Annotated in this window: 28 protein-coding genes, 1 tRNA gene and 1 pseudogene; 3 read left to right on the forward strand and 27 right to left on the reverse strand. The window is 35.9% G+C overall.

The features are described from left to right. Positions 1 to 5 precede the first annotated feature (5 nt). Positions 6 to 374: a zf-HC2 domain-containing protein gene (locus DW963_RS00065; protein ID WP_117913375.1), complete on the reverse strand. Its 369-nt coding sequence runs from the start codon at positions 372 to 374 to the stop codon at positions 6 to 8. 117 nt (positions 375 to 491) lie between these two features. On the opposite strand from DW963_RS00065, the gene DW963_RS00070 reads away from it, so the two are divergent. Next, positions 492 to 574, forward strand: a tRNA-Leu gene (locus DW963_RS00070). A 73-nt stretch (positions 575 to 647) separates the two neighbouring features. Here DW963_RS00070 and glgA read toward each other — a convergent pair. The 26 genes and pseudogenes from glgA to DW963_RS00195 all read right to left on the reverse strand — a co-directional run bounded on the left by glgA (position 648) and on the right by DW963_RS00195 (position 24,092). Beyond that, positions 648 to 2,082 (reverse strand): annotated as a pseudogene (gene glgA / locus DW963_RS00075) (glycogen synthase GlgA). Positions 2,083 to 2,192: 110 nt separating this feature from the next. Further along, on the reverse strand, positions 2,193 to 3,248 hold the full coding sequence (locus tag DW963_RS00080; protein ID WP_117913376.1) for a C40 family peptidase: 1,056 nt from the start codon (positions 3,246 to 3,248) through the stop codon (positions 2,193 to 2,195). 141 nt (positions 3,249 to 3,389) lie between these two features. Continuing rightward, entirely contained in the window at positions 3,390 to 4,175 is a 786-nt protein-coding gene (gene spo0A, locus DW963_RS00085; protein ID WP_117913377.1) for a sporulation transcription factor Spo0A, read from the reverse strand. Positions 4,176 to 4,326: 151 nt separating this feature from the next. Then, the gene (locus DW963_RS00090) at positions 4,327 to 5,676 is read right to left on the reverse strand and encodes a sodium-dependent transporter (protein WP_117913378.1); all 1,350 of its coding nucleotides are present in this window, start codon (positions 5,674 to 5,676) and stop codon (positions 4,327 to 4,329) included. A 20-nt stretch (positions 5,677 to 5,696) separates the two neighbouring features. Next, positions 5,697 to 6,932: a SpoIVB peptidase gene (gene spoIVB, locus DW963_RS00095; protein WP_117913379.1), complete on the reverse strand. Its 1,236-nt coding sequence runs from the start codon at positions 6,930 to 6,932 to the stop codon at positions 5,697 to 5,699. Between the two features lie 89 nt (positions 6,933 to 7,021). Continuing rightward, complete coding sequence (gene recN / locus DW963_RS00100; RefSeq protein WP_117913380.1) at positions 7,022 to 8,695, reverse strand: DNA repair protein RecN; 1,674 nt, start codon at positions 8,693 to 8,695, stop codon at positions 7,022 to 7,024. Between the two features lie 23 nt (positions 8,696 to 8,718). Beyond that, positions 8,719 to 9,174: an arginine repressor gene (argR, locus tag DW963_RS00105; RefSeq protein WP_117913381.1), complete on the reverse strand. Its 456-nt coding sequence runs from the start codon at positions 9,172 to 9,174 to the stop codon at positions 8,719 to 8,721. Between the two features lie 12 nt (positions 9,175 to 9,186). Next, on the reverse strand, positions 9,187 to 10,068 hold the full coding sequence (locus DW963_RS00110; RefSeq protein ID WP_117913382.1) for an NAD(+)/NADH kinase: 882 nt from the start codon (positions 10,066 to 10,068) through the stop codon (positions 9,187 to 9,189). 40 nt (positions 10,069 to 10,108) lie between these two features. Next, the gene (locus tag DW963_RS00115; RefSeq protein ID WP_022098643.1) at positions 10,109 to 10,912 is read right to left on the reverse strand and encodes a TlyA family RNA methyltransferase; all 804 of its coding nucleotides are present in this window, start codon (positions 10,910 to 10,912) and stop codon (positions 10,109 to 10,111) included. Then, positions 10,905 to 12,794 carry a 1-deoxy-D-xylulose-5-phosphate synthase gene (gene dxs, locus DW963_RS00120; RefSeq protein ID WP_117913383.1) on the reverse strand — a complete coding sequence of 630 codons (1,890 nt, stop codon included), beginning with the start codon at positions 12,792 to 12,794 and terminating at the stop codon, positions 10,905 to 10,907. The genes DW963_RS00115 and dxs overlap by 8 nt, the downstream gene beginning before the upstream one ends. 12 nt (positions 12,795 to 12,806) lie before the next feature. After that, positions 12,807 to 13,700, reverse strand: a complete 894-nt coding sequence (locus DW963_RS00125; RefSeq protein WP_117913384.1) for a polyprenyl synthetase family protein — start codon at positions 13,698 to 13,700, stop codon at positions 12,807 to 12,809. Continuing rightward, a complete protein-coding gene (gene xseB / locus DW963_RS00130; RefSeq protein ID WP_117913385.1) occupies positions 13,693 to 13,893 on the reverse strand; it encodes an exodeoxyribonuclease VII small subunit in 201 nt (66 codons plus the stop codon). The genes DW963_RS00125 and xseB overlap by 8 nt, the downstream gene beginning before the upstream one ends. Beyond that, entirely contained in the window at positions 13,878 to 14,027 is a 150-nt protein-coding gene (locus DW963_RS13855; RefSeq protein WP_353652739.1) for a hypothetical protein, read from the reverse strand. Before DW963_RS13855 ends, xseB begins: the two co-directional genes overlap by 16 nt. Before the next feature lie 20 nt (positions 14,028 to 14,047). Continuing rightward, a complete protein-coding gene (xseA, locus tag DW963_RS00135) occupies positions 14,048 to 15,088 on the reverse strand; it encodes an exodeoxyribonuclease VII large subunit (protein WP_353652740.1) in 1,041 nt (346 codons plus the stop codon). A gap of 31 nt (positions 15,089 to 15,119) precedes the next feature. After that, positions 15,120 to 15,542 (reverse strand): transcription antitermination factor NusB, encoded by a 423-nt coding sequence (nusB, locus tag DW963_RS00140; protein WP_117913386.1) that lies wholly within the window; start codon positions 15,540 to 15,542, stop codon positions 15,120 to 15,122. 16 nt (positions 15,543 to 15,558) lie between these two features. Then, the gene (locus DW963_RS00145) at positions 15,559 to 15,945 is read right to left on the reverse strand and encodes an Asp23/Gls24 family envelope stress response protein (RefSeq protein WP_117913387.1); all 387 of its coding nucleotides are present in this window, start codon (positions 15,943 to 15,945) and stop codon (positions 15,559 to 15,561) included. Positions 15,946 to 16,002: 57 nt separating this feature from the next. Beyond that, a complete protein-coding gene (locus DW963_RS00150; protein WP_243269370.1) occupies positions 16,003 to 16,584 on the reverse strand; it encodes a SpoIIIAH-like family protein in 582 nt (193 codons plus the stop codon). A gap of 17 nt (positions 16,585 to 16,601) precedes the next feature. Next, positions 16,602 to 17,009 carry a SpoIIIAG-related protein gene (locus tag DW963_RS00155; protein WP_117913388.1) on the reverse strand — a complete coding sequence of 136 codons (408 nt, stop codon included), beginning with the start codon at positions 17,007 to 17,009 and terminating at the stop codon, positions 16,602 to 16,604. Further along, positions 17,002 to 17,511, reverse strand: a complete 510-nt coding sequence (locus DW963_RS00160) for a stage III sporulation protein AF (protein ID WP_117913389.1) — start codon at positions 17,509 to 17,511, stop codon at positions 17,002 to 17,004. Before DW963_RS00160 ends, DW963_RS00155 begins: the two co-directional genes overlap by 8 nt. Positions 17,512 to 17,526: 15 nt before the next feature. Further along, positions 17,527 to 18,624 carry a stage III sporulation protein AE gene (locus tag DW963_RS00165; RefSeq protein WP_117913390.1) on the reverse strand — a complete coding sequence of 366 codons (1,098 nt, stop codon included), beginning with the start codon at positions 18,622 to 18,624 and terminating at the stop codon, positions 17,527 to 17,529. A gap of 20 nt (positions 18,625 to 18,644) precedes the next feature. Next, complete coding sequence (locus DW963_RS00170) at positions 18,645 to 19,052, reverse strand: SpoIIIAC/SpoIIIAD family protein (protein WP_147347569.1); 408 nt, start codon at positions 19,050 to 19,052, stop codon at positions 18,645 to 18,647. Beyond that, positions 19,042 to 19,236 carry a stage III sporulation protein AC gene (gene spoIIIAC / locus DW963_RS00175; RefSeq protein ID WP_012739330.1) on the reverse strand — a complete coding sequence of 65 codons (195 nt, stop codon included), beginning with the start codon at positions 19,234 to 19,236 and terminating at the stop codon, positions 19,042 to 19,044. The genes DW963_RS00170 and spoIIIAC overlap by 11 nt, the downstream gene beginning before the upstream one ends. 14 nt (positions 19,237 to 19,250) lie before the next feature. Beyond that, positions 19,251 to 19,769, reverse strand: a complete 519-nt coding sequence (locus DW963_RS00180) for a stage III sporulation protein AB (protein ID WP_117913392.1) — start codon at positions 19,767 to 19,769, stop codon at positions 19,251 to 19,253. Next, positions 19,754 to 20,608: an AAA ATPase domain-containing protein gene (locus DW963_RS00185; RefSeq protein WP_117913393.1), complete on the reverse strand. Its 855-nt coding sequence runs from the start codon at positions 20,606 to 20,608 to the stop codon at positions 19,754 to 19,756. The genes DW963_RS00180 and DW963_RS00185 overlap by 16 nt, the downstream gene beginning before the upstream one ends. A gap of 52 nt (positions 20,609 to 20,660) precedes the next feature. Continuing rightward, a complete protein-coding gene (locus tag DW963_RS00190; protein ID WP_117913394.1) occupies positions 20,661 to 23,366 on the reverse strand; it encodes an ABC transporter permease in 2,706 nt (901 codons plus the stop codon). Between the two features lie 21 nt (positions 23,367 to 23,387). Then, positions 23,388 to 24,092 (reverse strand): ABC transporter ATP-binding protein, encoded by a 705-nt coding sequence (locus DW963_RS00195; RefSeq protein ID WP_117913562.1) that lies wholly within the window; start codon positions 24,090 to 24,092, stop codon positions 23,388 to 23,390. Positions 24,093 to 24,217: 125 nt separating this feature from the next. Between DW963_RS00195 and DW963_RS13205 the strand changes: the two genes are divergently transcribed. Further along, positions 24,218 to 25,492, forward strand: a complete 1,275-nt coding sequence (locus DW963_RS13205; RefSeq protein ID WP_158568597.1) for a D-alanyl-D-alanine carboxypeptidase family protein — start codon at positions 24,218 to 24,220, stop codon at positions 25,490 to 25,492. 80 nt (positions 25,493 to 25,572) lie between these two features. Beyond that, positions 25,573 to 26,442, forward strand: coding sequence for a polysaccharide deacetylase family protein (locus tag DW963_RS00205; RefSeq protein WP_199669346.1), 870 nt, complete (start codon positions 25,573 to 25,575; stop codon positions 26,440 to 26,442). The last annotated feature ends 43 nt before the right edge of the window (positions 26,443 to 26,485 follow it).

Genomic DNA, 26,485 nt, shown 5'->3' on the forward strand with positions numbered 1-26,485 from the left:
CATTCTTAAAAGAATTTAATAATAATTAAAAGCAGTGCTGTAAGAATCATAACAGCTGTAACAAACAGATATCTTACTCTTGTAAAATGACTCCATTGCCTTAGAAACAGGCACCTTGCTTCACTATCCTTTAGCTTCTGCTCTACAAGTCCGGTAAAATCAAATGCATCAAGATATTCGCTATAGCTGCTGTTTTCTATACTTTTCTCATTATCATCATCTAATCCATATAAAATTATATAATATATCTCCATCTCTTCACGGCAGTCGTTACAGTTAAGAATGTGATGCGTAAATGCTTCTTCATTCTTAAGAGACAGATTACCATGTTCAAAGCTATCTATCATATTCTGGATTTCTTTACAGTTATCCATAAACGCCTCCATAAAAGGATTATAATTCAATACTAAAATAATATTCGAAATTTATTCTGTGTGCAAGTATTCTTCACTTGATTTTTAAGTTTTATTATGATAAACTATCAAAGTCGCGCAGGTGTGGCGGAATGGCAGACGCAGCAGACTCAAAATCTGCCGGTGGTAACATCGTGCGGGTTCAAGTCCCGCCACCTGCATTAAAAAAGGAAGTTGCTTTTTGCAGCTTCCTTTTTTCTTTCCCGAAATTGACGTTTGAACGCAATATTTTAATTAAAGTGAGTTGTAAAGATCTTCATACTTTCTTGCTGAACTGTTCCATGAGAAGTCTGTCTTCATACCTCTGTCAACAATCTTATTCCACTCTCTCTTATGATTGTAATATACATCTTTAGCATAATTAACAATACTAAGCATCTCATGTGCATTGTAATTAGCAAATGAGAATCCTGTTCCCTTGCCTTCGTATTCGTTATATGGTTCTACAGTATCCTTCAGACCACCAGTCTCTCTTACAATAGGAACTGTTCCATATCTAAGACTCATAAGCTGTGAAAGTCCACATGGTTCGAATAATGATGGCATAAGGAATGCATCACATGAAGCATATATTTTGTGTGACATATCTTCTGAGTAATATATGTTGGCAGATACTCTGTCATTATATTTCCAGTCATAATGTCTGAACATATTCTCGTATCTTTCTTCTCCTGTACCAAGAATAACAAACTGTACATCTTCAGCACAGAGCTGATCCATGACATATGCTACAAGGTCAAGTCCTTTCTGGTCTGTGAGTCTTGAAACGAGACCAATCATAAACTTACCCTTATCCTCTGTAAGTCCAAGTTCCTTCTGGAGAGCAACTTTATTCTTCCACTTTTCTTTTCTGAAGGTTATCTGGTTATAATTGTTGGCAATTCTCTTATCTGTCTCTGGATTATATTCATCATAATCAATACCATTAACGATGCCGGACAGAACGTTGGCTCTTGCTCTCATAAGACCATCAAGATTCTCCCCATAGAATGGCGTCTTAATCTCTTCTGCATATGTTTCACTAACTGTTGTAACACGGTCTGCATATACAATACCACCTTTAAGATAGTTTGCATCATCGTATGCTTCAAGTTTATCAGATGTAAAGTATTCATCAGGAAGACCTGTAATATCTTTAACCTTCTTAAGATCCCATATTCCCTGGAATTTAAGATTATGAATTGTCATTATAGACTTAATTCCCTGATAAAATTCACCCTGTGAGAATCTTTCCTTAAGATATACGGGAATGAGACCTGTCTGCCAGTCGTTGCAATGAATTATATCTGGTCTGAATCCAAGAACAGGAAGTGCTGAAAGTGCTGCTTTGCTAAAGAAAGCAAACTTCTCAATATCTTCATGAATCCAGCTGTATGCTATTGCCTCCAAAATAGAATTCATTATCAATAAAATAGAATATAACACCATTCCACTCTAACTCAAATACACCTACATACTGTGTTCTCCATGCAAGATCTATGTAAAAATGTGTCTTATAAACCATTTTTTCACGATACTCCCAAGGTATACATGTATACTTAGGTATCATTACCCTTACATCAAACTTGGTTTTGTCAAAATACTTAGGGAGTGAACCTGCAACGTCTGCAAGTCCGCCTGTCTTAATAAATGGTACAGCCTCTGATGCAATCAACAATACATTTTTCATACATTAGTCCTCATTTCTTCTTAAATATAATCCCATACTCTTCATGCATTTATAAAAAATAAGTGCAGTCCCTGTAAAACTGCACTTATTATATCACATATATTAGAATATTACCAGTAACGTCTTATTGCAATTACGCTCATACCTATTGAATTAACACCAACAAGCCTTACTGAACCACCTGGAACATTAGCATGAATCATCTGTCCACCACCTACATATAATCCAACATGTCCCGGAAAACATATAACATCACCAGGCTGTGCATTAGCAAGTCCGTTAACTGCTGTTCCACCATATGCCTGGGCACTTGATGATCTTGAAATATTAATTCCATACTGTCTGAACAGATAAGAAGTAAATCCTGAACAGTCAAAACCTGATGGTGAACTTCCACCGCTTACATATGGAACTCCAAGAAGCGAATATGCAAGTGAAACAACACCACTTGCTACAGATGAATCACCCTTTGCCGGTGTAACTGTTGTATTAATATGCTGGTTCTGATTCGCCGCTGCTGCCTGACGTTCCTGTTCTCTCTTAGCTGCAACTTCTGCTGCTTTCTTAACTGCTGATTCAAGCTGACTGTTTACATCATCAGCCTTAGCCTGTGTTTCCTGAATAGTACTGTAAAGCAATGCCTGCTTCTCAGTAAGCTGTGTCTGTGCTTCATCAAGTTCCTGCTTATCACTTTCAAGTTTTTCCTTGAGTTCCTTGATTTCACTGGCTGTCTGAGCCATTTCATCAAGTTTGTTTCTGTCATAATTATAAACTTCCTGCATATACACTGCTTTGTTAAGCATTGTACTCATGTCTGATGAAGTAAGAAAAACTTCAGCTAATGATACAGACTGGTCTTCATACATATACTTGATACGAAGCTTCATATCCTCATATTGTGCTGACTGAATCTTCTCTGCCTCTTCAAGTTTTACATTAGCTGCATCTATTTCGTCAGATTTATTAGCCATCTTAAGTTCCAGTTCATCCATCTGTTGTAACAGATAAGCCCACTGATCCTGAAGATTATCCAGCTCCTGTTGTGTCTGCTGCTTTTGCTGCTTTAACTTATCAACATCATCTGCAAATACTGCAAACACTGTGGATACAGTTAATGTAGATGATAATAACACGGCTGCAAAGCCTTTAAATATTCTCTTACGCATATATAACCTCAACCAAATTAATTATTACAAAATTGTTAAAAATCGTTTACGATTTTGTAATTATAATATAAAAGCAGCTATTTATCAAGGCTTTATAATTAAATATACATGAAAAATATGTGAACATTTTTATATTAAATATTATCTAATATTGTACTGCAGACGGATTTTATCCGAAATCAATGCAATAAATTCTGAATTGGTCGGCTTTCCTTTTCCACAATTAATAGTATACCCAAACAGATCATTCAGTGTATCTGTATTACCACGATTCCATGCAACTTCAATTGCATGTCTTATAGCTCTTTCTACCCTGCTAGGTGTAGTTTCGTATTTTTTTGCAATAGAAGGGTAAAGTACTTTTGTTACACTGTTTATAACTTCTGCATCTTTTACTGATAAAGTAATTGAATCCCTAAGATATTGATAACCTTTAATATGTGCCGGAATACCAATATCATGAATTATATTTGTTATATCTGTCTCAAGATTTCTGTCTGTAATCGAAACTGGTTCTCTAGGTACTGCTTTTACATTCACTTTGTTGTGTTGATTCCTTATATATCGTATTCTGTTAACCAGAACTTCATTGTCAAATGGTTTCATTATGTAATATGCTGCTCCAACATTAAATGCATCCTCAGTAACACTGTCTCTGCCAACAGCGCTTATTACAATAAAGTCCGGTTTGGAATCTAATGTCTTGTCTGCCTTTATCTTTTCCATAACAGTAATTCCATCTATTCCAGGCATTATAAGATCAAGCAAAACAACATCTGGCTGGCTCTCATGAATCATTTTTACGGCATCTGCACCATTGTCAGCAGTTCCAACAATTCTCATGTCGTCTTCTTCATCAATTACATTCTTTAATGCCTCCAGAATACTCTGATTATCATCTGCGATAGCTATTTTAGTCCTCTCCATACATTCAAGCCCTTTCATAATGTGAAAATTAAATAATCCGACATTTCAACTTCACAATAGTTAGTATAGTTTTAACAGCAGCAGTCTGCAAGCACTTTTTATCGCAAGAAATCACAGCATTCGACAAAATTCGACATGGCTCTTATGATTATTAAATCAAGCCATCAATAATAATGAATAAAATAACCAGAGGCAGGATATATTTAAGATAAAACTTTAAAATTTTAGGCATGCCGATACCCTTTCCTGTATTAACTTCATTCATATAATTATCATATCCCCAGCCAAGCTTAGTTGTGCAGAAAAGAAGTATAACAAGGCTTCCTATAGGGAGAATAAGACTGCTTACAAGAAAATCTTCAAGATCAAGCACGTTAGTTCCAGCGCCAAGCGGTGTAAATCCGCTTAATACATTGAAACCAAGAATGCATGGAATACTCATGATAATTATAATAAACAGGTTAATTACACCTGCTTTCTTACGGTTCCATCCAAATGCCTCCATATTGCACGCAATAATATTCTCCAGAACAGCAATAACTGTGGATAATGCCGCAAATGTCATAAAAAGGAAAAACATTGCGCCCCAGAATCTTCCACCTGACATATGTTCGAACACCTTTGGAAGTGTGACAAATATAAGGCTTGGACCACTGTCTGTTGGTATATTATATGACATACATGCTGGAAATATGATAACTCCTGACATAATTGCAACAAATGTGTCAAGTAATGTAATCTGTATCCCCTCTCCTACAAGCGCGCGTTCTTTACCAATATAGCTTCCAAATATCATCATCGAGCCCATTCCGACACTTAAAGTGAAAAATGCCTGCTTCATTGCCTCAATAATAATATTTCCAATACCAACCGCTTCTATCTTATTCATATCGGGAACAAGAAAATATTGCATTCCTTTTCCGGCACCATCAAGCGTAAGACTGTGGATTGCAAGAACAACAATAAGTCCAAGAAGAATAAGCATCATATATTTTGTAATCTTTTCTACGCCATTCTGAAGTCCCATACTGCAAACAATAACCGCAATAAGAACTATTACTGCCATCCATACAAACATTATCCATGGATTAGCAGTTACATCTGCAAACATCTGCGAACTGTCAGTATTTTTAGTGATATCACCAGTTACATACTTGATAAAATATCCTAACATCCATCCTGAAACAGTAGTATAGAAGAATAAAAGTATATAATTGCCTATCATTCCAAGATATCCATGAATATGCCACTTCTGTCCAGGTCGTTCCAGTTCATGATACGCCCTTATTATACTGCTTTTAGAAGCTCTTCCCATTGCAAGTTCCATTGATAGTACAGGGATTCCAAACATAAGAAGGAATAACATATATAATAAAACGAATATTCCACCTCCATTATTGCCTGCAACATATGGAAAACGCCATACATTTCCAATTCCGATTGCGCAGCCTGCACTTATAAGTATGAATCCAAGTCTGCTGCCAAATTTCTCTCTTTCCATCGTATTATAATCCTTTTCTTTTAGTCTTTATCAAGCATTCTATCAATAAATATACCATATCCGCAAGTAGAATCATCAACAAATACATGTGTGACAGCCCCAATTATCTTTCCATTCTGAATAATCGGGCTTCCACTCATCCCCTGAACAATTCCATTAGTCAGCTTGAGAAGCTCTCCTGATGTCACTTTAAATGTTATATTCTTAGTATCGCCATACTTTAAATCTGTTATATGAATTTCATAATCATGAAAACTGCCATTGTTATAAAACCTTACATATGCTGTTCCTTTTGAAGCTTCATATGACCCGGCTGCTTTCATCAGTTCAGGTGAATACTCCTTATATAAAGAGTACGCATTTTCACCATATATGCCTTTATTAGTATTACGTCTTATACTTCCTATGTTGTCCTCTCTATAATCAATAGTACCAAGAAGTTCTCCCGGCTCTCCATTTTTTCCAGGTACAATAGACAGAATCCTTGTTCTGTATATCATGCCATCTTTTATATCAAGTACCTTTCCTGTTTCGTTATCTGATATTCCATGTCCTAATGCGGCAAATGTGCCATCTTCACACACATAAGTAACAGTTCCAACACCTTGTGTATCATCTTTAACCCAGATTCCAAGTTTATATTCTCCTGCAACATTTTTTACAGGCTCAACCTGTACATCAATGTCCTGTCCGTTCCGCCTGACAGTTATATCCATACTATTTCCCGTAGATTCTGACACTGCCTGTGAAAGCTGTTCTTTCGTATCTGTCTGAAAGCCATTAACTTTAATTATATAATCACCTTTATTAATCTTTCCTTTGGCAGGAACAATATTCTGACCATCATATGTGCATATTGTTTCTGTGTTAACAACATATACACCATTACATTTAAGATATATGCCGACCTGAAAGCCGCCAGAATAAACATACTTTTCATTGACAACCTCCATATGTGTCCTTGCAACAGGAAGAAGTCCGAAAAGTTTATAATCTACATAATACTGCCCTGTATATCCTGACTGGAAAGTAACATCTCTGCTGAAATCAATATTATCTGCACACATATTATTACTGCTGTCATATACCGTTCCGACAACCGGAATATCCATTGAGAAAACAGCCTTATCTTGTGTGTATATATATAATTTATCAGGAATCTTTTTCTTGATTGAATCGTAGTATATATATGCTGTAAAGACCATACACAAAACCAGAAAACTGGCATAAAATAACCCTTTTTTAAATCTACTCATCTTACTCCACCATCCTTCTAAGATTAGTATTAACAGATGAAATACTTTTTAAAAAAGGGTATTAATGTAAATTAACGTTGATATTGTATTCAGCTCTTTTTGGCGAGTTGTGCCATATTTTTCAATTCTTTTGCGTTAGATATAACCGCATCTGTAATAACTGAACCTCCAAGCATTCTGGAGATTTCATTAACACTTTCATCATATGATAACTGTGTAATATTACTTATTGTCCGGTTGTCTTTAGTAGACTTCTCAATAACATAGTGATTATCAGCCATTGCAGCAATCTGAGGAAGATGCGTAATGCATATTATCTGATGAGTTTTCGCCAGTGTATTAAGCTTCTCAGCGACAAGCTGTGCCGTCTTTCCGCTGATTCCTGCATCAATCTCATCAAATATCAGTGTTTTGGATATATCTGTCTCTGCCATTACGCTTTTAATTGCAAGCATAATTCTTGATAATTCACCTCCTGATGCAATCTTTGATAAAGGCTTCATATCTTCACCTGGATTAGTTGATATCATGAATCTGACATCATCAATTCCGGCAGAATCAGGATTTTTCTCCTCAAATTCAGCTTCGAATCTTACATCAAGAAAATTAAGCTGTTTTAAGGCGTTTGTTATATCCTGCGAAAAATCGAGAGCTGTTTTCTTTCTCTGGCTGCTTAAAAGAGAAGCCGCATTCATAAGCTTTTTATAAGCTTTGTCATATTCAGCTTTTCTTGCAACAACAACTTCATCATAATTTTCATATTCAGATAACTTCTGTTTTTTATCATCAAGAACAGATAAAATATCTTCAATCGAATTGCCATATTTCATCTTAAGAGAATTAATTAAATCAAGTCTTTCTTCAAGTGCATTGAATTCAGACTGGTCAAATGTAAAATCATCCATATAAGATGAAAGGTTATGAGCCACATCTGATATAAGATTCTCAATATCAGATAGAATATCACAGTTATCTTTCAAAGACTCATCATATTCGCTTGCAGCCATCATATTCTTTAATGCTGCACCTGCCATATCACTAAGATTATTGTCACTTTCTGAAAGAAGCATCGATATCTCAGAAAGATTTCCTGCAATTTTCTGGAAGTTACTCATTCTTCGGTAATCACTTTCAACCCGTTCATCTTCGCCCGGTTTTAAAGCTGCTGATTCAAGCTCATTGATTTCATATTGAAGAAAAGCCATCTCTTTAATTCTTGATTCATCGTCACCAGAAAGGCTTTCATATGCTTTTCTACATATAGCATATTCTTTATAGCAGTCTTTATACGAATCAAGAAGTGGAATAATGCTGTTATCATAAGCATCAATAACAGATAAATGATTACTCTCATCCATAAGCAGCTGGTTATCATGTTGTCCGTAAATATCAATTAGTTCATGTGCAAGAACTCTGGTCTGGGCGGATGTAAAAGACTGTCCATTAACCTTAATCTGTGAACGATTTGACATGATTTTCCTTGAAATAACAAGTTCACCGTCATCACATGATATAACACCAAGTTCTTTAATTCGTTCAATCTTATCTTCTGGTATTACAAATGTTATCTCTGAAAGACCATATTCACATCCTGACCTTATAAAATCAGGTGATGTCTTGCTTCCCAATGCTGCATTAATAGAACCAAGAATAATTGATTTACCTGCACCGGTTTCACCTGAAAGTATATTAAGTCCTTCATCAAAATCAATATTCTCTTCTTCTATAAGTGCAAGATTCTTAACATGTAAATTAACTAACATACCCTGCCTTTCAATTCTGTCTATTAATTATTCTTAATAAGTTTCTTAATCTTGTTCATAACAAGCAAAGTATCATTAACTGTTCTTACTGCACACATGATAGTATCATCTCCTGCAATAGAACCTACAATCTCATTCCATTCCAGCGCATCAATAGCAGCACATACAGCCATTGCCATACCTGGTGCTGTCTTAATCACAAGAATATTCTGTGCCATATCCATTGATACAAAGCCTTCTTTAAGAACTGTTAGAAACTTATCACCTGCTACAGGTTTGTCCTTTGTAAGCGTTGCATACCTTGTTCTCTTGCCATCCACAGAAACCTTTGACAGATTAAGTTCTCTTATATCTCTTGAAACAGTAGCCTGTGTGACATTATAGCCTTCATCATTAAGAATCTTTGCCAGTTCCTCCTGTGTACCAATTTCATATCTGTCAATTAATTCTAATATCTTTTTATGTCTGTCTGTTTTCATAATTATCCCCAACTACATTTTGTTCCTTATTCTCTCTAAGAATGAAATTCTGCTTGTCTTGACAAACCTTGATATACGTTCTGACTGCATAATAACAATTCTGTCTCCCGTTACAACTTCACAGAAACTTTCTCCATCAAATGTGGCAACTCTTGCACTGTCATTCTTAAGAGAACCCATCATTCTTCCTGATGAGCTCTTATTATCCTTCATCTCAATCATAATCTCATCATCAGCAGCAAATATAATACTTCTCTGATTAAGCGAATGCGGACATATAGGTGTTACCATTATAAGTCTTGCTGTCGGCTGTATTATAGGTCCTCCTGCTGACAGACTGTACGCTGTCGATCCTGTTGCGGTCGAAACAATTACCCCGTCAGCCGAATATGTATTAAGATACTCGCCATTAACATATATATCAAAATCAATAATTCTCAAAGCACCATTTCTGTTAATAACAACATCATTAAGTGCCATATCAGAGAAAATGCGTTCTTCACCGCGATATATACATCCATCAAGCATCATGCGTCTGTCAATCTCATAATCGTCTCTAAGAAGACTATCTAATGTCTCCTCAAAGCTTGACATATCTGTGTCTGTAAGATAACCAAGAGTCCCGATGTTAACGCCTATAAAAGGAATATCCTTCTCAGACAACTCCCTTGATGCCTGAATAAGTGTACCATCACCTCCAAGAACAATAACGCAATCAGTATTATCAGGAACCAGTCTTACATCACTGTATGAACCTGTTTTATTAAATGCCTCTTCCTGTTCTATCTGGCATACACATTCAGCACCTTTTGAGCGTAAAAAATGTGCAATCTTTCTTGTATTAACACCATCAGGATCTTTAAACCTGTTAGTAACAATATAAAAATATTTCATGCTGAACCTCATTTGGTATACGAAAAGAATTAAATATATATTACAATACTTCGTGAGCTTTTTCAACTACGTTTTCTACAATAAATGGAATTTCCTTTATCTGTGGTTCTGCAATTTTCTGCAAATGCAGCAGATACTCAATATTCCCTTCAGGTCCCTTAACAGGACTGAACTCAAGATTAAGGATTTCAAATCCTATTGACATTGCATAATCAATAACTTTATTGATTACTTCTATATGAACATCTTTATCTCTTACAACGCCATGCTTTCCTACCTTCTCACGTCCTGCTTCAAACTGTGGCTTGATAAGACATACTATCTGTCCATCATCTGTAAGAAGATTTCTTACAGGAGTAAGTACCTTGGTAAGTGAGATAAATGATACATCTATACTTGAAAACTGTATTCTGTCTGCGACATCATCAGGTGTTACATAACGGATATTAGTCTTCTCCATGCATACAACTCTCTCATCATTTCGTAACTTCCAGTCAAGCTGTCCATGTCCTACATCGACAGCATAGACTTTAATTGCGCCATTCTGAAGCATGCAGTCAGTAAATCCACCCGTTGATGAACCTACATCCATACATATCTTTCCTTCAAGCGTCACATCAAAATTCTGCATAGCTTTCTCAAGCTTAAGACCACCACGGCTGACATACTTAAGGGTTGTTCCACGAACCTCTATCACTGCAGTATCTGGAAATGACTGCCCCGCCTTGTCTTCCTTCTGTCCGTCAACATATACATTACCAGACATAATAATAGCTTTTGCCTTCTCTCTTGAAGTCGCAAGCCCTTTATTAACTAATAAAACATCTAATCTTTCTTTACTCATTACTTTTATCCTTATTCAATACATTTGCCCATCTGTTAAGTATCTTCGCAACAACACTGTCTTTATCAACACCTGATTCCCGTCGAAGAATATCAACATTGCCATGTTCAACATAATCATCTGGCAGTGCAATATTAAGCACATCTATGTCATTGCAGGTATCATCATAATATTGACAGACCGCTTCGCCAAAGCCACCTGATAAAACATTCTCTTCCATTGTAACTATAAGTCTGTGTGACTCTGATAATCTGTCAAGCATATCAGTATCAACTGGCTTGATAAAACGTGCATTGACAATTGTTATATTATAACCCTTTTCTTTAAGCTTATCTCTTACTGCCTGTGCCGTAATAAGCATATTGCCTGCTGCAACAAGTGCAATGTCAGACTCTTCAATAATCATCTCGGCTTTTCCGTACCTGATTGGTGCATTGTACTCTTCAAGACCATCATACGCCTGACCTCTTGGATATCTTATTGCAATCGGTGAATTAAAGTTAAGCAGTGCAAATTCAAGCATTGCTGAAAGTTCTCTGCCATTCTTGGGTGCAATAACAGTCATGTTCGGGATTGAAGTCAGAAATGAAAGGTCGAATATACCCTGATGCGTTTCACCATCACTTCCAACAAGCCCTGCCCTGTCAATTGCAAATACTACATGAAGATGCTGGATACACACATCGTGAAGTATCTGGTCATATGCTCTCTGTAAAAATGAGGAATAAACCGCAAATACAGGTTTAAGGCCGCCTGCCGCCATTCCTGCAGAGAACGTGACTGCATGTTCCTCAGCAATTCCAACATCAAAGAATCTTTCTGGAAACCATTTGGAAAATTTGGCAAGTCCTGTGCCATCAGGCATGGCTGCCGTTACAGCTACTATCTGCTTGTCTTTCTTAGCAAGCTGGCATATTGTTTCTGAAAATACATCAGAATAAGTTGGCTTATCAGAAACTTTTAACTCTTTGCCTGTAGCAATATCAAAAGGTCCTATTCCGTGAAATTTAGCCGGATTACGCTCTGCTGGTTTATAACCGTGTCCTTTGTGTGTTACAACATGGATGATAACTGCTCCATTAATTCGTTTGGCAACATGGAACACTTTAATCAGTTTTTCAATATCATGTCCATTAACTGGACCAAGATAAGATATTCCCATGCTTTCAAACATCTGACCTGGAAGTATCATCTGCTTAAGATTGCTTTTAGTTTTCTTGATTTTGTCTACAATATGGTCTCCACCCGGAAGCTTATACAGAGTATTAGTCACATTTTCCTTAAGGTCATAATACGAATCAGATGACCTTATATTACTAAGCATATGTGGTACACCGCCAACATTTTTTGCTATAGACATTGTATTATCATTCAATACAATAATAAAATTAGTCTTAAGAGAAGAAGCATTATTAAGTGCCTCATAGGCCATTCCACCTGTAAGTGCACCATCTCCTATAACAGACACAACACTGTAATGCTCATTCTTTAAATCTCTTGCTTTAACAAGTCCTAATCCCGCAGATATCGATGTTGAGCTGTGTCCTGTATCAAATGCATCAAAATGGCTTTCATTTCTTTTAGGAAAACCGCTCATTCCACCAAATTTTCTTAACTGGTCAAACTGATTCTTTCTTCCGGTAAGAATCTTATGTGTATAAGACTGATGACCTACATCCCATATAAGCTTATCCTGCGGAAGATTAAAAGCCAGATGAAGTGCCATCGTAAGCTCTACAACACCAAGATTAGATGCGAGATGTCCTCCTGTTTTACTAATTTTTTCTATAAGAAATACCCGGATTTCATCTGCAAGCTGATTATATTCAATTGGAGATAATTGTTTTATATCATTTGGTTTATTTATCTTTTCAAGAATCATAATACACCTGCTTTATTTATTTCTGTGTATAAGGTTAAGAACGAATTCCTCTAAAAATTCATTCTTTCCCACGCTCTTAATTATATCTAAAGCTTCATCAGACATAGATTGTACATCCGCTTCAGCTTTTTCCATTCCATATAAAGTAACATAAGTTGTTTTATTATTCTTTTCATCAGAAAATACTGGCTTTCCAAGTTCCTCAAGTGAACTCGTTACATCAAGTATATCATCTCTAATCTGGAACGAAAATCCTATAAGTGATGCTGCCCTGCATAATCTGTCAGCCGTTTTCTCATCACAGCCTGCAAGATATGCTCCTGCAAGAAATGCAGCTTCAATCAATGCACCTGTCTTTAATCTGAATATAAAATCAAGCTGTTCATCTGATAATGCTTTTCCTGTAAGTTCAACATCAACAGCCTGTCCGCCAACCATGCCTTTTATTCCTGCTTTTCTTGCAATAACTTCCATTGCCTTAGCTTTCGCCGCCATATCTCCTTCACCTGATATAAGTGCATCAGCCATAATCTCATAAGCAAGATTAAGAAGTCCGTCTCCTGCAAGTATTCCAAAATCCTCTCCGAACATCTTATGTGTTGTAAGTCTTCCTCTTCTGTAATCGTCATTATCCATTGCCGGAAGATCATCATGTACAAGAGAATATGAATGAATACATTCTAAAGCCGCCATAAATGGATAGACAACCTGACAGTCATCACCTCCACACAGCTTATACACCTCAAGCATAAGCATAGGCCTTACTCTTTTGCCACCTGCATTGACGCTGTAATTCATAGCTTCTCTTATTTTTTTATCAAGTCCTGTCTCATCAGGAAGATATCTTGATATCAAATCATTAATAAATTCTACTTCCTGTTCCAATTCATTCTTAAAATCATTCATCGTCATTTTCTCCATCATCATTCAAAACTATGATTTGTTTCTCAATCTTGTCAAGCTGGTTATTACAGCTTTCAACAAGCTTCATCCCCTCCTGATACATTTTAAATGATGCATCAAGTGTTGTGTCTGATTTTTCCATCTGTGCAATTATTTCTTCAAGTCTTTCGAATGACTGCTCTAATGTTTTTGCCATACTTTCCCTACCTCGATAACCTTAGATCTGATGCTTCCATCTTTAAGATAAACTGTGATTTCATCATCTGACGACACCTGACCGGCTGATACAATTCTGTTACCTTCAGAATTCTCAATATAGCCATAGCCCATATCAAGCTTTTTTAGAGGACTTAAGCCCTCAAGTCTTGAGCATACAGACGTAGTCTGTTTCTATTATCTGCCGCACATCTTTTTATTAACATGTTCAGCTTATCTTCAATATTCATGAGCCGCTGTCTTTTATCATATATCTGATTGACAGGGTTAAGATATTCCATCTGGAGCTTTAATCTTTCAAGATAGTCTCTTTTTGCAGACAATGAATACATTATCTGTTGCTTTAACCGTCTTTCATATTCATATATTCTGTTCTCAACAGCCGCTGTTTCTGTAACTGCAAGCTCTGCCGCTGCAGAAGGTGTAGGTGCTCTCATATCAGCCACAAAATCTGTAAGTGTAAAATCTGTCTCATGACCTACAGCCGATATTATCGGTGTTGATGCGTTAAACACTGCTTCTACAACCTCTGGTTCATTAAAAGCCCATAAATCTTCTATTGAACCACCGCCTCGTCCTACTATAATACAGTCAAGCCCCATCTTATCAAGTCTTGTAATTCCGCTTACAATTGACTGCTTTGCATGCTCTCCCTGAACATATGCAGGATAAAGTACAATCTGGATATAAGGGTTACGCCTTTTAGAAATGTTCATAATATCCTGAACTGCTGCACCTGTCTTAGATGTAACAACACCTAATTTTTTAGTAAATGCCGGAAGTGGTCTTTTATATTCCCTGGCAAAGTATCCCATATCCTCATAATATTGTTTTAACTGTTCAAACTTCTGGTACAGTTCTCCAATACCTTCCTGTTGCACAGTATTGGCATATAACTGATATTTACCCGCTGCATCAAACACATCAACTCTTCCTGATACAACAACTGACATTCCATCCTTTAACTTAAATACAAGCTTTGCAGCCTGACTTGCAAACATAATGACAGAAAGTGCCGCATCAGCATCTTTTAATGTAAAATAAATATGACCGGAGGTATGATACTTGCAATTAGATATCTCCCCCTTAACAGAAACTGAGTTAAGCAGAAAATCCTGCTTAAACATATTCTTAATATAGGAATTCACCTGCTTTACAGTATATACTCCAGCCATATATCCTCACTTTACATGCAAAAGAACTGCATTATTCTTTGATTAACTTACCTAATACACCATTAACAAAGGCTGCTGTGCTGTCTGCTGAGCCATACTTCTTGGAAAGTTCAACAGCTTCATTGAGTGCTACATTAGTAGGAATATCCTCATCATAAAGCATCTCATACACAGCAAGTCTCATAATGGAGAGCTCCGTCTTTCCAAGACGGCTTGTTGGCCATCCTTCTGATACAGAATCAATTTTCTCATCAAGTTCGGGTATAAGTTCTGCTATTGCTAATGTCTTATTCTTGATGTATTGGTATTCTTCTTCCTTAAGATGTGACGCATCTACCATATCTGCATCTGAAAAATACAGATCAATCTGCTCATCATACTCATCTTTGTTATCGATATAAGGAGCTCTGAATAATAACTTAAAAATATGCTCCCTCATTGTAGATCTTGTCATCTTTTAACTCCTGAATTTAATTTTCTACATTAACACTGGCAACCTTAATGTTGACCTCTGTAACTGAAAGTCCTGTCATTGTCTCTATTGCAGACTTAACTTTCTCCTGAACCTTAGCTGAAACAGCTGGTATCTGTGTTCCATACTTAAGATTAAGTGTTATATCTACAAGGACACTTGACTCTTCAACTGTTACCTTAACACCCTTAGAAAGATTCTTCATTCCAAGTTTGCTCACTATTTCATTAGTAATATTACCGCCAAGGCTGTCAACACCTTCAACCTCTGTAGCAGCAAGACCAGCTATAATAGCTACAACTTCATCAGCTACCTTAACTTCACCAATATTAACATTCTCATGTATAGAATAAGTTGTACCTCTATCTTCAAACTCTTTTGTCATAACCGTCCTCCATATATTCATATTTAACTCAAAGTTAAAAAGATTATAACATAAACACTAATTATTGCAAATATTTATTGTTATCTTATCCGCAGCAAAACCAGTTTTTCTTTTAATAATATCTTCAATCTGAGCTTTATCTGTATCTGAAAGCTCTGATACATTAATAACAGCATCCACATTGGTATCAGATACAGTAACTACTGAAGAATCAAAACCCTTAGCTGACAGTAATAATTCTATAGCTGTCTCTTTATCTGCACTGTCTTCAAGCTTCGCAAGCTCGTCAACAGCTGATTTCTTTGCATCCTCCGTCATATTGGTGTCATTGACGATACTCTGAAGATTCTCAAGGCTTGAAGCCCTGATCTGTTCCCTGTTTAATCTGGCAGCGGCTACTGCCTCCGACTTTATTCCTGCTGATGTAAGTATAACAGTTCCTGGCTCATCTGTAAAATCTGTATCCTCATCAGCCAGATTATTATCAGTTGTTACGTTATCAGAAGAAACAGCGGAACTTTCTTTATCTTTGATTTTAATTATATTATTAAGATCACCCGCATAATTAATATACCCGGCAGCAGCTATCATTATAGCAAGTGCCGTAATTATAATATGATTCTTTTTAATTCTTTTCAAAACTGCCTCCAAAATAATTATTCCGACATTTTCATCACTTTAATTTTATGTACAGGAACACCTAAAAGGCCATTTATCGCATCCGTAATATATGCTACAAGATTCTTGTCATCACCTCCCTCACATACAACTAATACTCCTATAACTTCTTTATCATCCGTGGTCTTAAGAAGAACTTTAACTTTTCCAACACCATCAGTATTTTCAAGCATCTGCTGCAATTCTTCCCCAAGATTTTTTTCATAATCATCTGAGTTGGAGGATATAACCGGACCTGATGTATAACTTTTTGCAGATGAACTTTTTGTTGGCATTGCAATCACCATCATAAGTATCCCTGCCAGTATTACTATAAATATTTTATCTTTCCTTGTTTTATTCAGTAATCCTGTAAAAAATGCTTCATTTTTACCATCATTATCCACTTTCGCCTGCCTCCCTGATATCTACCTGTTCTACAGATACTCCATACCTGTCAGCTATATCTGTTCTTAATCTGCCAATATTATCATTGCCTGCAATGCTGTTATCTTTAACATATACATTTATCATACTGACCGCTGTCATGTCTGATGTGAAGCTGCATTTTACATAAACAGCTTCCAGACCATAAGAAGCTGCTGTGCTATTAATATCTGAGCTTATAATTTTTTCAGCCGTTTTCTTGTCTGCAATATTATATAAAGCCTGTGAGACATTATCGTTCTCCTTAGAATATGTTTTAAGTCCATTACTTATGCCATCTGTAATCTCACTTATATCCGCATTCTTAATATTAAGCAGCGGAATTATTATCGCCGTTACAAGTATCAGTTTCATTACAAATGCTATGAATTCCTTATACTTTAGTGGCACAAGCTTTAGTGCAATCTCTCCTGTGATTTCAAGAATAAATATTGTTTTAAACCAATTAATAATACCTGTCATTGCACGTTACCACATTTAAACATATAGATTAATATTAGTTGCAAAGCATATAATTGCCATTGTAAGGCACATAAGAACAACTGTGACAGCAATCATATATATCATATTCTCAAGGCTTTCTGACAGAACAAGAACTGCTTTGACTATACGGCTGTCTGCCACAGGTTCTAATACTGCTCCAAGAATCTGATATAAGAACGCCATGACAACAAGTTTGAGAATCGGAATTCCTATTGTTACAGCCATAACAATAACCGCAGCCACACCAATAGAATTCTTAACAAGCACAGCAGACCCTACAATTGTCTTAGATACAGTCTGTGCACTGTTTCCAATGCCAGGAATCATAGAAACAGCTTTGAATAAAACGGACATTTTAAGCGAGTCGCTTAATGGAAGAATAAGACTTTTTATCCCATTAAGTCCCAGAAAAAACATAAGCATTCCTTTTTCTGACAGTTTTATAATCTTTGTTATAAGCTGGCACATTTTGTTAAACTTATCTTTTTCACTAAATGTATCAAACATGCCTAATATCATATATATATAATCAGCTCTCATAAGAACATTTTTCACAAGAACATTGACTATATACATAAGAAAAAGAATTATCTCATAATACGCTGCAGCACTTGATGCCCCACACGAATATGCAACTGCTGGAAAAAATACCGGACAGAGGGCTTTGTATATATCAATTGACATCTGAACACATTCATATCCTGTCCTTGCAGCATTAATAAATACTGCAACTATCAGCGTCATAAGAATGAATGATATAAAAAGCATCGCTGAATCAGATGCATTTTTATCAAGAACAGTAAGAAACATTGCACATATAGATAAAAGTAATATCTGTACCAGAACTGTTCTGTTGGCAATTATTGCTTCTGTCACTGTGCCGGTAAAGTTAAAGCCTATGTTAGTGTCCGAACTGGCAACAGACCTGACAAGTTCTTTAAAAGATGTACCCTGCCAGCCATAATCATCAAGCGTACTGTCTATGCCACTGTAATCTGCTTCATCTATCAGCGAATCATAATTAAATGTATTCTCATCCTGTGCATATATATATGTCTTCTGTATGATGAGCACCGCCAGAAACGCTATCATAAAGGCAATTATTTTCTTAGTCAGACAATTCCCTCTGAAACAATTTCAAAAAGTGTTACTATAACCGGTATGCATAAGCCTGCAACAGAAATTCTGGCGTATATTTCCATAGCTGACGCAAGTGCGGCAAATCCATTTTCTTTACATATATTTGATGATATTTCTGTTACATACGATATACCTATAACTTTGACTATCAGCTTTATATATTCCTGATTGATACCGGCAGTAAACATATTGATTCTTGTGTACACGGATATAAGCCCGTTAAATACAAGCATTGCGATTCCTACACACAGAACAATTGATACAAAGTTTCCCATTGAAGAGCCTGTACTTTTCAAAACCAGAGCAAGAATCACACCTGTAACTGCACACACTGAAAGCGACAACACATTAATATGTACCACCCCCCTATCACAATTCAAAAAGCTTCTTCATGGTAGTAAACAATTCAAGTATATAAGGTAATATCCAGTAGATGACAATAAGAAGTCCTGCCAGTGCGGTAAGCGCTGCCTGGTCATCTCTTCCATTATGCTTTAGTATCTGGTTAAGTATTGAAACAACTATGCCTACCGCCGCAATCTTGAATATTATGCTTACCTCCATACTTCACCTCCGATTCATATAAGTACAATCACAAGTATAAGTCCTGCTGATATTCCTGTAACGATATAAGCCTTCATCTTTCCTGCCGCATTGGTCTTAACCACATCAAGTTCCTCATTAAGTTCACACACAACAGACTGTATAAGTTTTATCTGACTGTCCTTGTCAATAAATGTGCTTATAGAACCTGCCTCTTTTATAATCTCCAGCTGTCTTTTGCCAAGTATTTCTGCAAATGCTTTATCAGCAGCCTCATTCCATATCAATGCAAATGTATCAATGTCCGATTTATTCAATGCTTCGCATATGTATCCGGTAAAATCCCTGACATATGAACACATGTCAAAATCTCCAAGGCGTTCAAATATCTGTGTCATATCTATAAGTGAATATCCTATATGATTGTTCATTACAGAAAGCATTCTTATCATGTCTTTTAATATTGTTATTCTGTTTTTTAATCTCTGGCTGTATGAAAGCCCATACATAAAACAGCCTGAAAGTATTAATATCCCGCCTATATATCCAGACATTTTCCTGCCTCCCCATATTTTTCCAATATTACAGCTCTCTTAAATCCATTTTTTCCGAAAAGACATGCAAGTCTTTCATCTGTATCATATATACCGCTTCCATGTGCAGTTCCTATTACAGCGCAGCCACTTTTAATGCAGTATTTTACAGCTTTAATATCATCTTCCCCACCAATCTCATCCATTGCTACAACCTGAGGACTCAGCGAGCGAACAGCCATATATACTCCTGTAAGTTTATTACAGCCATCTAAAACATCTGTCCTGCAGCCAATATCATTACATGGAACTCCATTGACGCACGCCGCTATTTCACATCGTTCGTCAATTAAAGCTACATTTTTCCTATGTTTATCAGCCAACTGTCTTATTATGTCTCTAAGCAGTGTTGTTTTCCCAAAGCCTGGTGGTGATATTATAATAGTGTGCTTTAACCCGTCTTTTAAAAGCTCATCCATTATATTATCAGCACAGCCCTTTATCTGTTTAGCAATTCTTATACACAGGAATGTGACATGTGAGAAATTCTTTACCTTGCCATTCTCCCATATAACCTGTCCACCAAGTCCTATTCTGTGTCCGCCTTTGATTGTCAGAAATCCATTTGCCATGCAGGATTCATATGCATAAGATGAATACTTAGTTGCTATTGACAGTATTCTTGTTATCATATGTTCATCTACAGGTCTGGTTCCCATATATTCACCATTATCACATATGGCAGCAGGCAGTCTTCCTATACGCAGACGTATTTCCCTGACATGCTGTAATCCTGCATATATTCCAATGTCTTTAATTAATTCATCCGGGAGGATTTTATAGAGTGATTCGTCATACAAAAACAAGCCCCTTCACTATTGTTTTTCACAATATATGAAAGGGCTGTCCGTTTTATTCTACTGACTTTAAAGATTCGACCATAGGAAGTTTCTTTAACTTTCCATACATGGCCAGATTAACTACAACTGAGAAAATCAGTGTTATAAGATATGAATATATATATGATACTGGCTTAATGGCATATCCAAACATTATTGCATCCATCTCTACAGTAAGCATTATGTATATATGAAGAAGTCTTCCGAAGAATATTCCGAACGCACCACCGATTAGTGTCAGGAATATATTCTCACGATACACATACATGCCCACCTCCGGGTCAAAGAAACCAAGAACCTTAATTGTTGCAATTTCTCTTCTTCTCTCCGATATGTTAACATTTGTTAGATTATATAACACAACAAATGCAAGCAGACCTGCTGATATGATAAGTACCCATGTTACCAGGTCAAGTGACTGTATCATATTTTCAAATCGTGTGACATTAGCATTAAGGAAGCTCACACCCTTAATATAATCTCTTGTAAGGTATTCATCTCCCATATAACTTTCAGTTTTGCTTACATCTCCGTTAATCTTTATAAGCACCCTGTTGTTATCAGGAACATTTCCAAAAAGTTCATTGTAATACTCTGTACTTATATATATATAATGATTAACATACATTTCTGTAATACCTGATACAACAGCCTCTGTCTGCTTTCCAGTGGATGATGTTACTGTAATCTTATCACCTTTCTTTACCCCTAAATCTTTAGAGAGCTTTTCAGTGATAACAACACCTGAATCTCCAAGAACCACATCATTATGTTTTCTTCTTGTTCTTAATGTCACATAATCTTTAAATGCATTCTTATCATCAACTATGACATATTCTGCAGTTTCTGTATCTTCACTGCTCTTAACATCATCAGAATAACCACAGTTTAATAGAAAATTATCAATGTGTCCGTCTGCTGACATGTCATCTTTTAGATTATCTATTTCCTCCTTTGTAACCCCATCTGTAAATGTGGCAACGCTGTCATAATGTATAAGCTCACCGTACTGGTTATGGATAAGACATTCAATACTGTTCTTAATACCAAAGCCTGCTGTCATAAGTGCTGTACATCCTGCAATTCCTACAACAGTCATAAGAAATCTTTTCTTATACAGAAACAGATTACGCATAGTAACCTTCATTGTGAATGACATGTGTTTCCATATAAATGTAATATGCTCAAGAAGGATTTTCTTACCACTCTTAGGTGCTTTCGGCCGCATAAGCTCTGATGGAACTTCTTCTAACTCACTGTAGCATGAAAAAAGAGCTGCTATAACCGTTACTAAAACCATGCTTGTAATGGCTATAATTGAAAGAAGAATGTGGCTGTCGTACACTATTGGCGGAAGCTGGTATATTATATTCCAAGAATCATATATTACAAGCGGAAAAAGTTTAAGACCTATGATGCAGCCTGCTATTCCTCCAGTAACTGAAGCAATTAATGCATATGCAATATATTTGAATGCAATCACCTTTTTACTGTATCCTAGTGCTTTATATGTTCCTATAAGTCCCCTTTCCTCTTCTACCATTCTTGTCATTGTTGTAAGACAGACAAGAGCAGATACAACTATAAAGAATATTGGAAAAACTGTGGCAATAGCTTTCATCCTGTCTGCACTGGATTCATAATCTTTAAAAGAATACTGTTCCTGTCTTGTAAGCTCATACCATTTCCAGTCGTCGCTGTCACCATATTTAGATTCAAAATCTTCCTTAGCCTGAGCTTCAATGCTGCTGAAATCATAAGATTCAAGTGCTTTCTCATATGCTGGCTGAATATATGGCTCAATAATATCAGAAACATCCATTCCAATAAAATAATTACTGTATTGTTCTGTAAGTGATTCTACAACATGCTGGTATATTGCAGCTTGAGCAGTTTCTTTAGCTTCCACAACAGCCTCATCATACATAGAAAGAATTGCATCTTTTCTTTCGTCAATCCTGTTCTGCGAAATATCATCTATTCTGTCTGCTGTTTCTTTAACGAGGTCTTTATACTCAGTTCCATATGTATCAAGTTCTTTTGCACCATCTACAGTAGCAAATATCTCATTGTAATAATCGGACATAAATTCATCTTCTGTAATATACATAAGATAATTAATCCTGCCGCTGCCCACATTAGTAGTTCCAAGGTCATACGATACATAGTAAGGTGTGTATACAGTTCCTACAACTGTATACTCTGAATCTTTAAGACTGTCATTAATATCATCCTGTGTTCCAGATGAAAGCTTAATTGTATCTCCAATAGAAAAGTTGTCCTTGGTGTCTTCATACCTTACAACACATTCACCGCTCTTTTCAGGAAGCCGTCCTTCCTTGATTCGTAACTGGTTAATATAATCTTTATTATCTCTGTCTGTATTAACGGGTACTGACATTATATGTACAGCTGTCTCTATGCTGTCTTTCCTGATAACTGCATCCTGTGAATACGCAGGACATATTCCTTTAACACCTTGAACTTCTCTTATTGCATTAATATCATCTTCATTAAAACCTATTGATGATAAAAGTCTTAAATCACTCATATTATAATCATCATAATAGTGATCTGTTGAATTCTTCATATCATTAGAAGATGCTGTTACTCCTGCAAAAAACGCTACTCCGATAGCAACAATTGCAAATATAGCTATAAATCTTCCAAATGTTCTCTTAATCTCACGAAAGAGATCTTTCCATACTGATTTTCCCATATTGTGCAAGCCTCCATAGTATTACCAGTCTATCTCGTCTACTGAAACAGGATTGTCATTAATAACAACACTGTCCACGATACCATTCTTTACCTTAATAACTTTATCTCCCATTGCTGAAATTGCCTGGTTATGTGTTATAACGACAACAGTAATTCCATTCTTCCTACACATATCACTTAAAAGCTTAAGAATGTTTTTTCCTGTATTAATATCAAGTGCACCTGTTGGTTCATCGCATAAAAGCATCTTAGGATTCTTTGCAAGTGCTCTTGCAATGGCAACTCTCTGCTGTTCACCACCTGATAACTGCGAAGGGAAATTCTTTATTCTGTCAGATAATCCCACAGCTTCTATTGTTTTAACAATATCAAGAGGGTCTTTACATATCTGCGTTGCCAGTTCAACATTTTCTCTGACGGTAAGATTCTGTACAAGATTATAGAACTGGAATACGAATCCGATATCATATCTTCTGTATGCTGTAAGCTGTCTTGAATTGTACTTGTCAATTCTTTTTCCATCTACAGTTATTTCCCCTGTAGTACATGTATCCATTCCTCCAAGAATGTTAAGAATAGTACTCTTTCCTGCACCACTAGGTCCTAATACAACAGCAAATTCTCCTTCATTAATCTGAAAACTTGCACCATTAAGTGCCCTGATTTTAACATCACCCATTTTATATATTTTCTTTACATCATTAAATTCAATATATGCCATAATTCCTCCTTGCAAAGTTTAAGCGTCAATTATTCCACGTATAAATATCTATCTAAATAATACCTTAAATCACTCATAATATCAAAGCATTTTAATATAATCATACAAAGATATATTATTAAATTTCTATGAAGTCATCAAAATATTTTTCCATATTTATATCAATAATATTGTTTTTAATATGCAGTATATTAACCCCCGTAAATGCTAATGCAGCAGGTTTGTATGCAAAATATGCCGTCCTTATTGATGCTGATTCCGGACGGATTCTATTTGGTAATAACGAAAATACTGCTGTCAGTATGGCAAGCACGACGAAAATCATGACTCTTATTATTGCTTTGGAAAACTGTGACATAAATTTTGTTGCAACAACTTCCGCCTACGCAGCTTCCATGCCTGATGTACAGCTTAATGCCGTAACTGGTGAGCAATTCATAATTAACGACCTATACTACTCACTTATGCTTGAATCACATAATGATTCAGCTGTAATAATTGCTGAAAATACTGCTTATTACTTACTATGTAAAAATCCTTCTTTAAGGTCTGAAACTCCATTTATCACTAATTATAATTACGATTCCTCATTTCTTTCTGAGATTAGCCATGAACAAAGTGAAATACTTGTACATATATTTACCGGCCTTATGAATGAAAAAGCGGATGATATTCTCTTATCTGACACATATTACATAACACCTAATGGTCTTGATGCCGAGGATAATTATAGTTTTCATCATACAACAGCATATGACCTTGCAAAAACCATGGCATATTGTATTAATAATCAGGATTTTTTATATATAACACAGACTGTTTCTAAAACATTTTCAGACACAACAGGCAGATACCATTATCAGCTAAACAACAAAAACAGACTTTTAAATCCTGATGAAGGAATTATCTCTGGTAAAACAGGTTTCACCAACAAAGCAGGATACTGTTATGTATGTGCATACAAAGACAAAAACCGGACACTGTGTATCGCCCTGCTTGCATGTGGCTGGCCACCTAATAAGAATTACAAATGGAGTGATGCTAATTATCTTATAGCACTCGGCAAAAAATATTACAAAGAACGGTATTTTAATTATCAATTCGTATTCTATGTACCTGTTACCAATGGAAAACGTAATTATTGCCGTCTTATTCCTGATAGGTATGTTGAATTTCTTACTTGCGGTGATGATTCTGTTACTTATGAAATTAATCTGCCTGAAACTCTTCCAGCTCCTGTTAATTCAGAGCAAATATACGGAAGCATTAATCTGTACATTAATAATATATTTTATGATAGTATATATCTAAAAGCTGAACAAAGTATTATCAAGCAGTCATATTTTCAAATAAAATTCAAAAAATATATAAATAGTTCCATAATTTATCATATTTTTGTTTAAAAACACATGACATATCTATAATTGTGTTATATAATATCAAATTGAATTTTATTAACCAATTAACTATGGAGACAATAATTATGAATAAAATATATAAAGTATTCCCAGGTGGAAAGTTCAAGGTTCTTACATTTAGCTATGATGATGGAAAGATTGAAGACAGACGTCTTGTAAAACTTTTTAACAAATATAATCTTAAGGCAACATTTAATCTTAATACTGGTATTATTGATCCAGCAATAAGAATCCCTCAGGAAGAATGGCCAGAGCTTTATGCTGGTCATGATATTGCTGTTCACACATTTACACATCCCACTATGATAAGGCTCAATGATTATGCTGTTATTAGAGAGATTCTTGAAGATAAGAATAATCTAGAAAAAATATTCCATCGCCCAATAACAGGTTTTGCTTATCCTAATGGTTCTTTTGACAGCCGCATCGTTGATATTGCAAAGTCAGTTGGAATCAAATATGCGCGCGTAACCAACGACAGATATGCTGCTACCAAGGCTGCCGAGAATTACGCTTCCAGTGCGGATGGACCTATCCCTATCGGTGATGAGAACGGTTTCTTTATGCCTGATGATTATATGAGATGGGTTCCAACCTGCCATCACAATCATAACCTTATTGATTTTGGTAAAAAGTTCATGGCACTTACTAAGAAACAGTATCTTTATATGATGTATGTATGGGGTCATAGCTATGAATTTGAACGCAATAACAACTGGGAAGTCATAGAAAATTTCTGCGAGATGATTGCTAACCGTGATGATATCTGGTATGCAACTAATTCAGAAATCGTTGAATACAATGAATTATTTGACAGACTTGAATTCTTTTCTGATAATGAATATGTACATAATCCATCTGTAAAATCAGTATGGCTTGCTGTTAATAACGACACTATTATTGAAGTAAAAGGCGGCGAAACAGTTAAATTATAAAGTTAAATTTTAATAACTAATTAATAAAGGCGGCTTACCATTA

This window comes from Eubacterium sp. AM46-8 (assembly GCF_003466705.1).
Classification (GTDB): domain Bacteria; phylum Bacillota; class Clostridia; order Lachnospirales; family Lachnospiraceae; genus Lachnospira.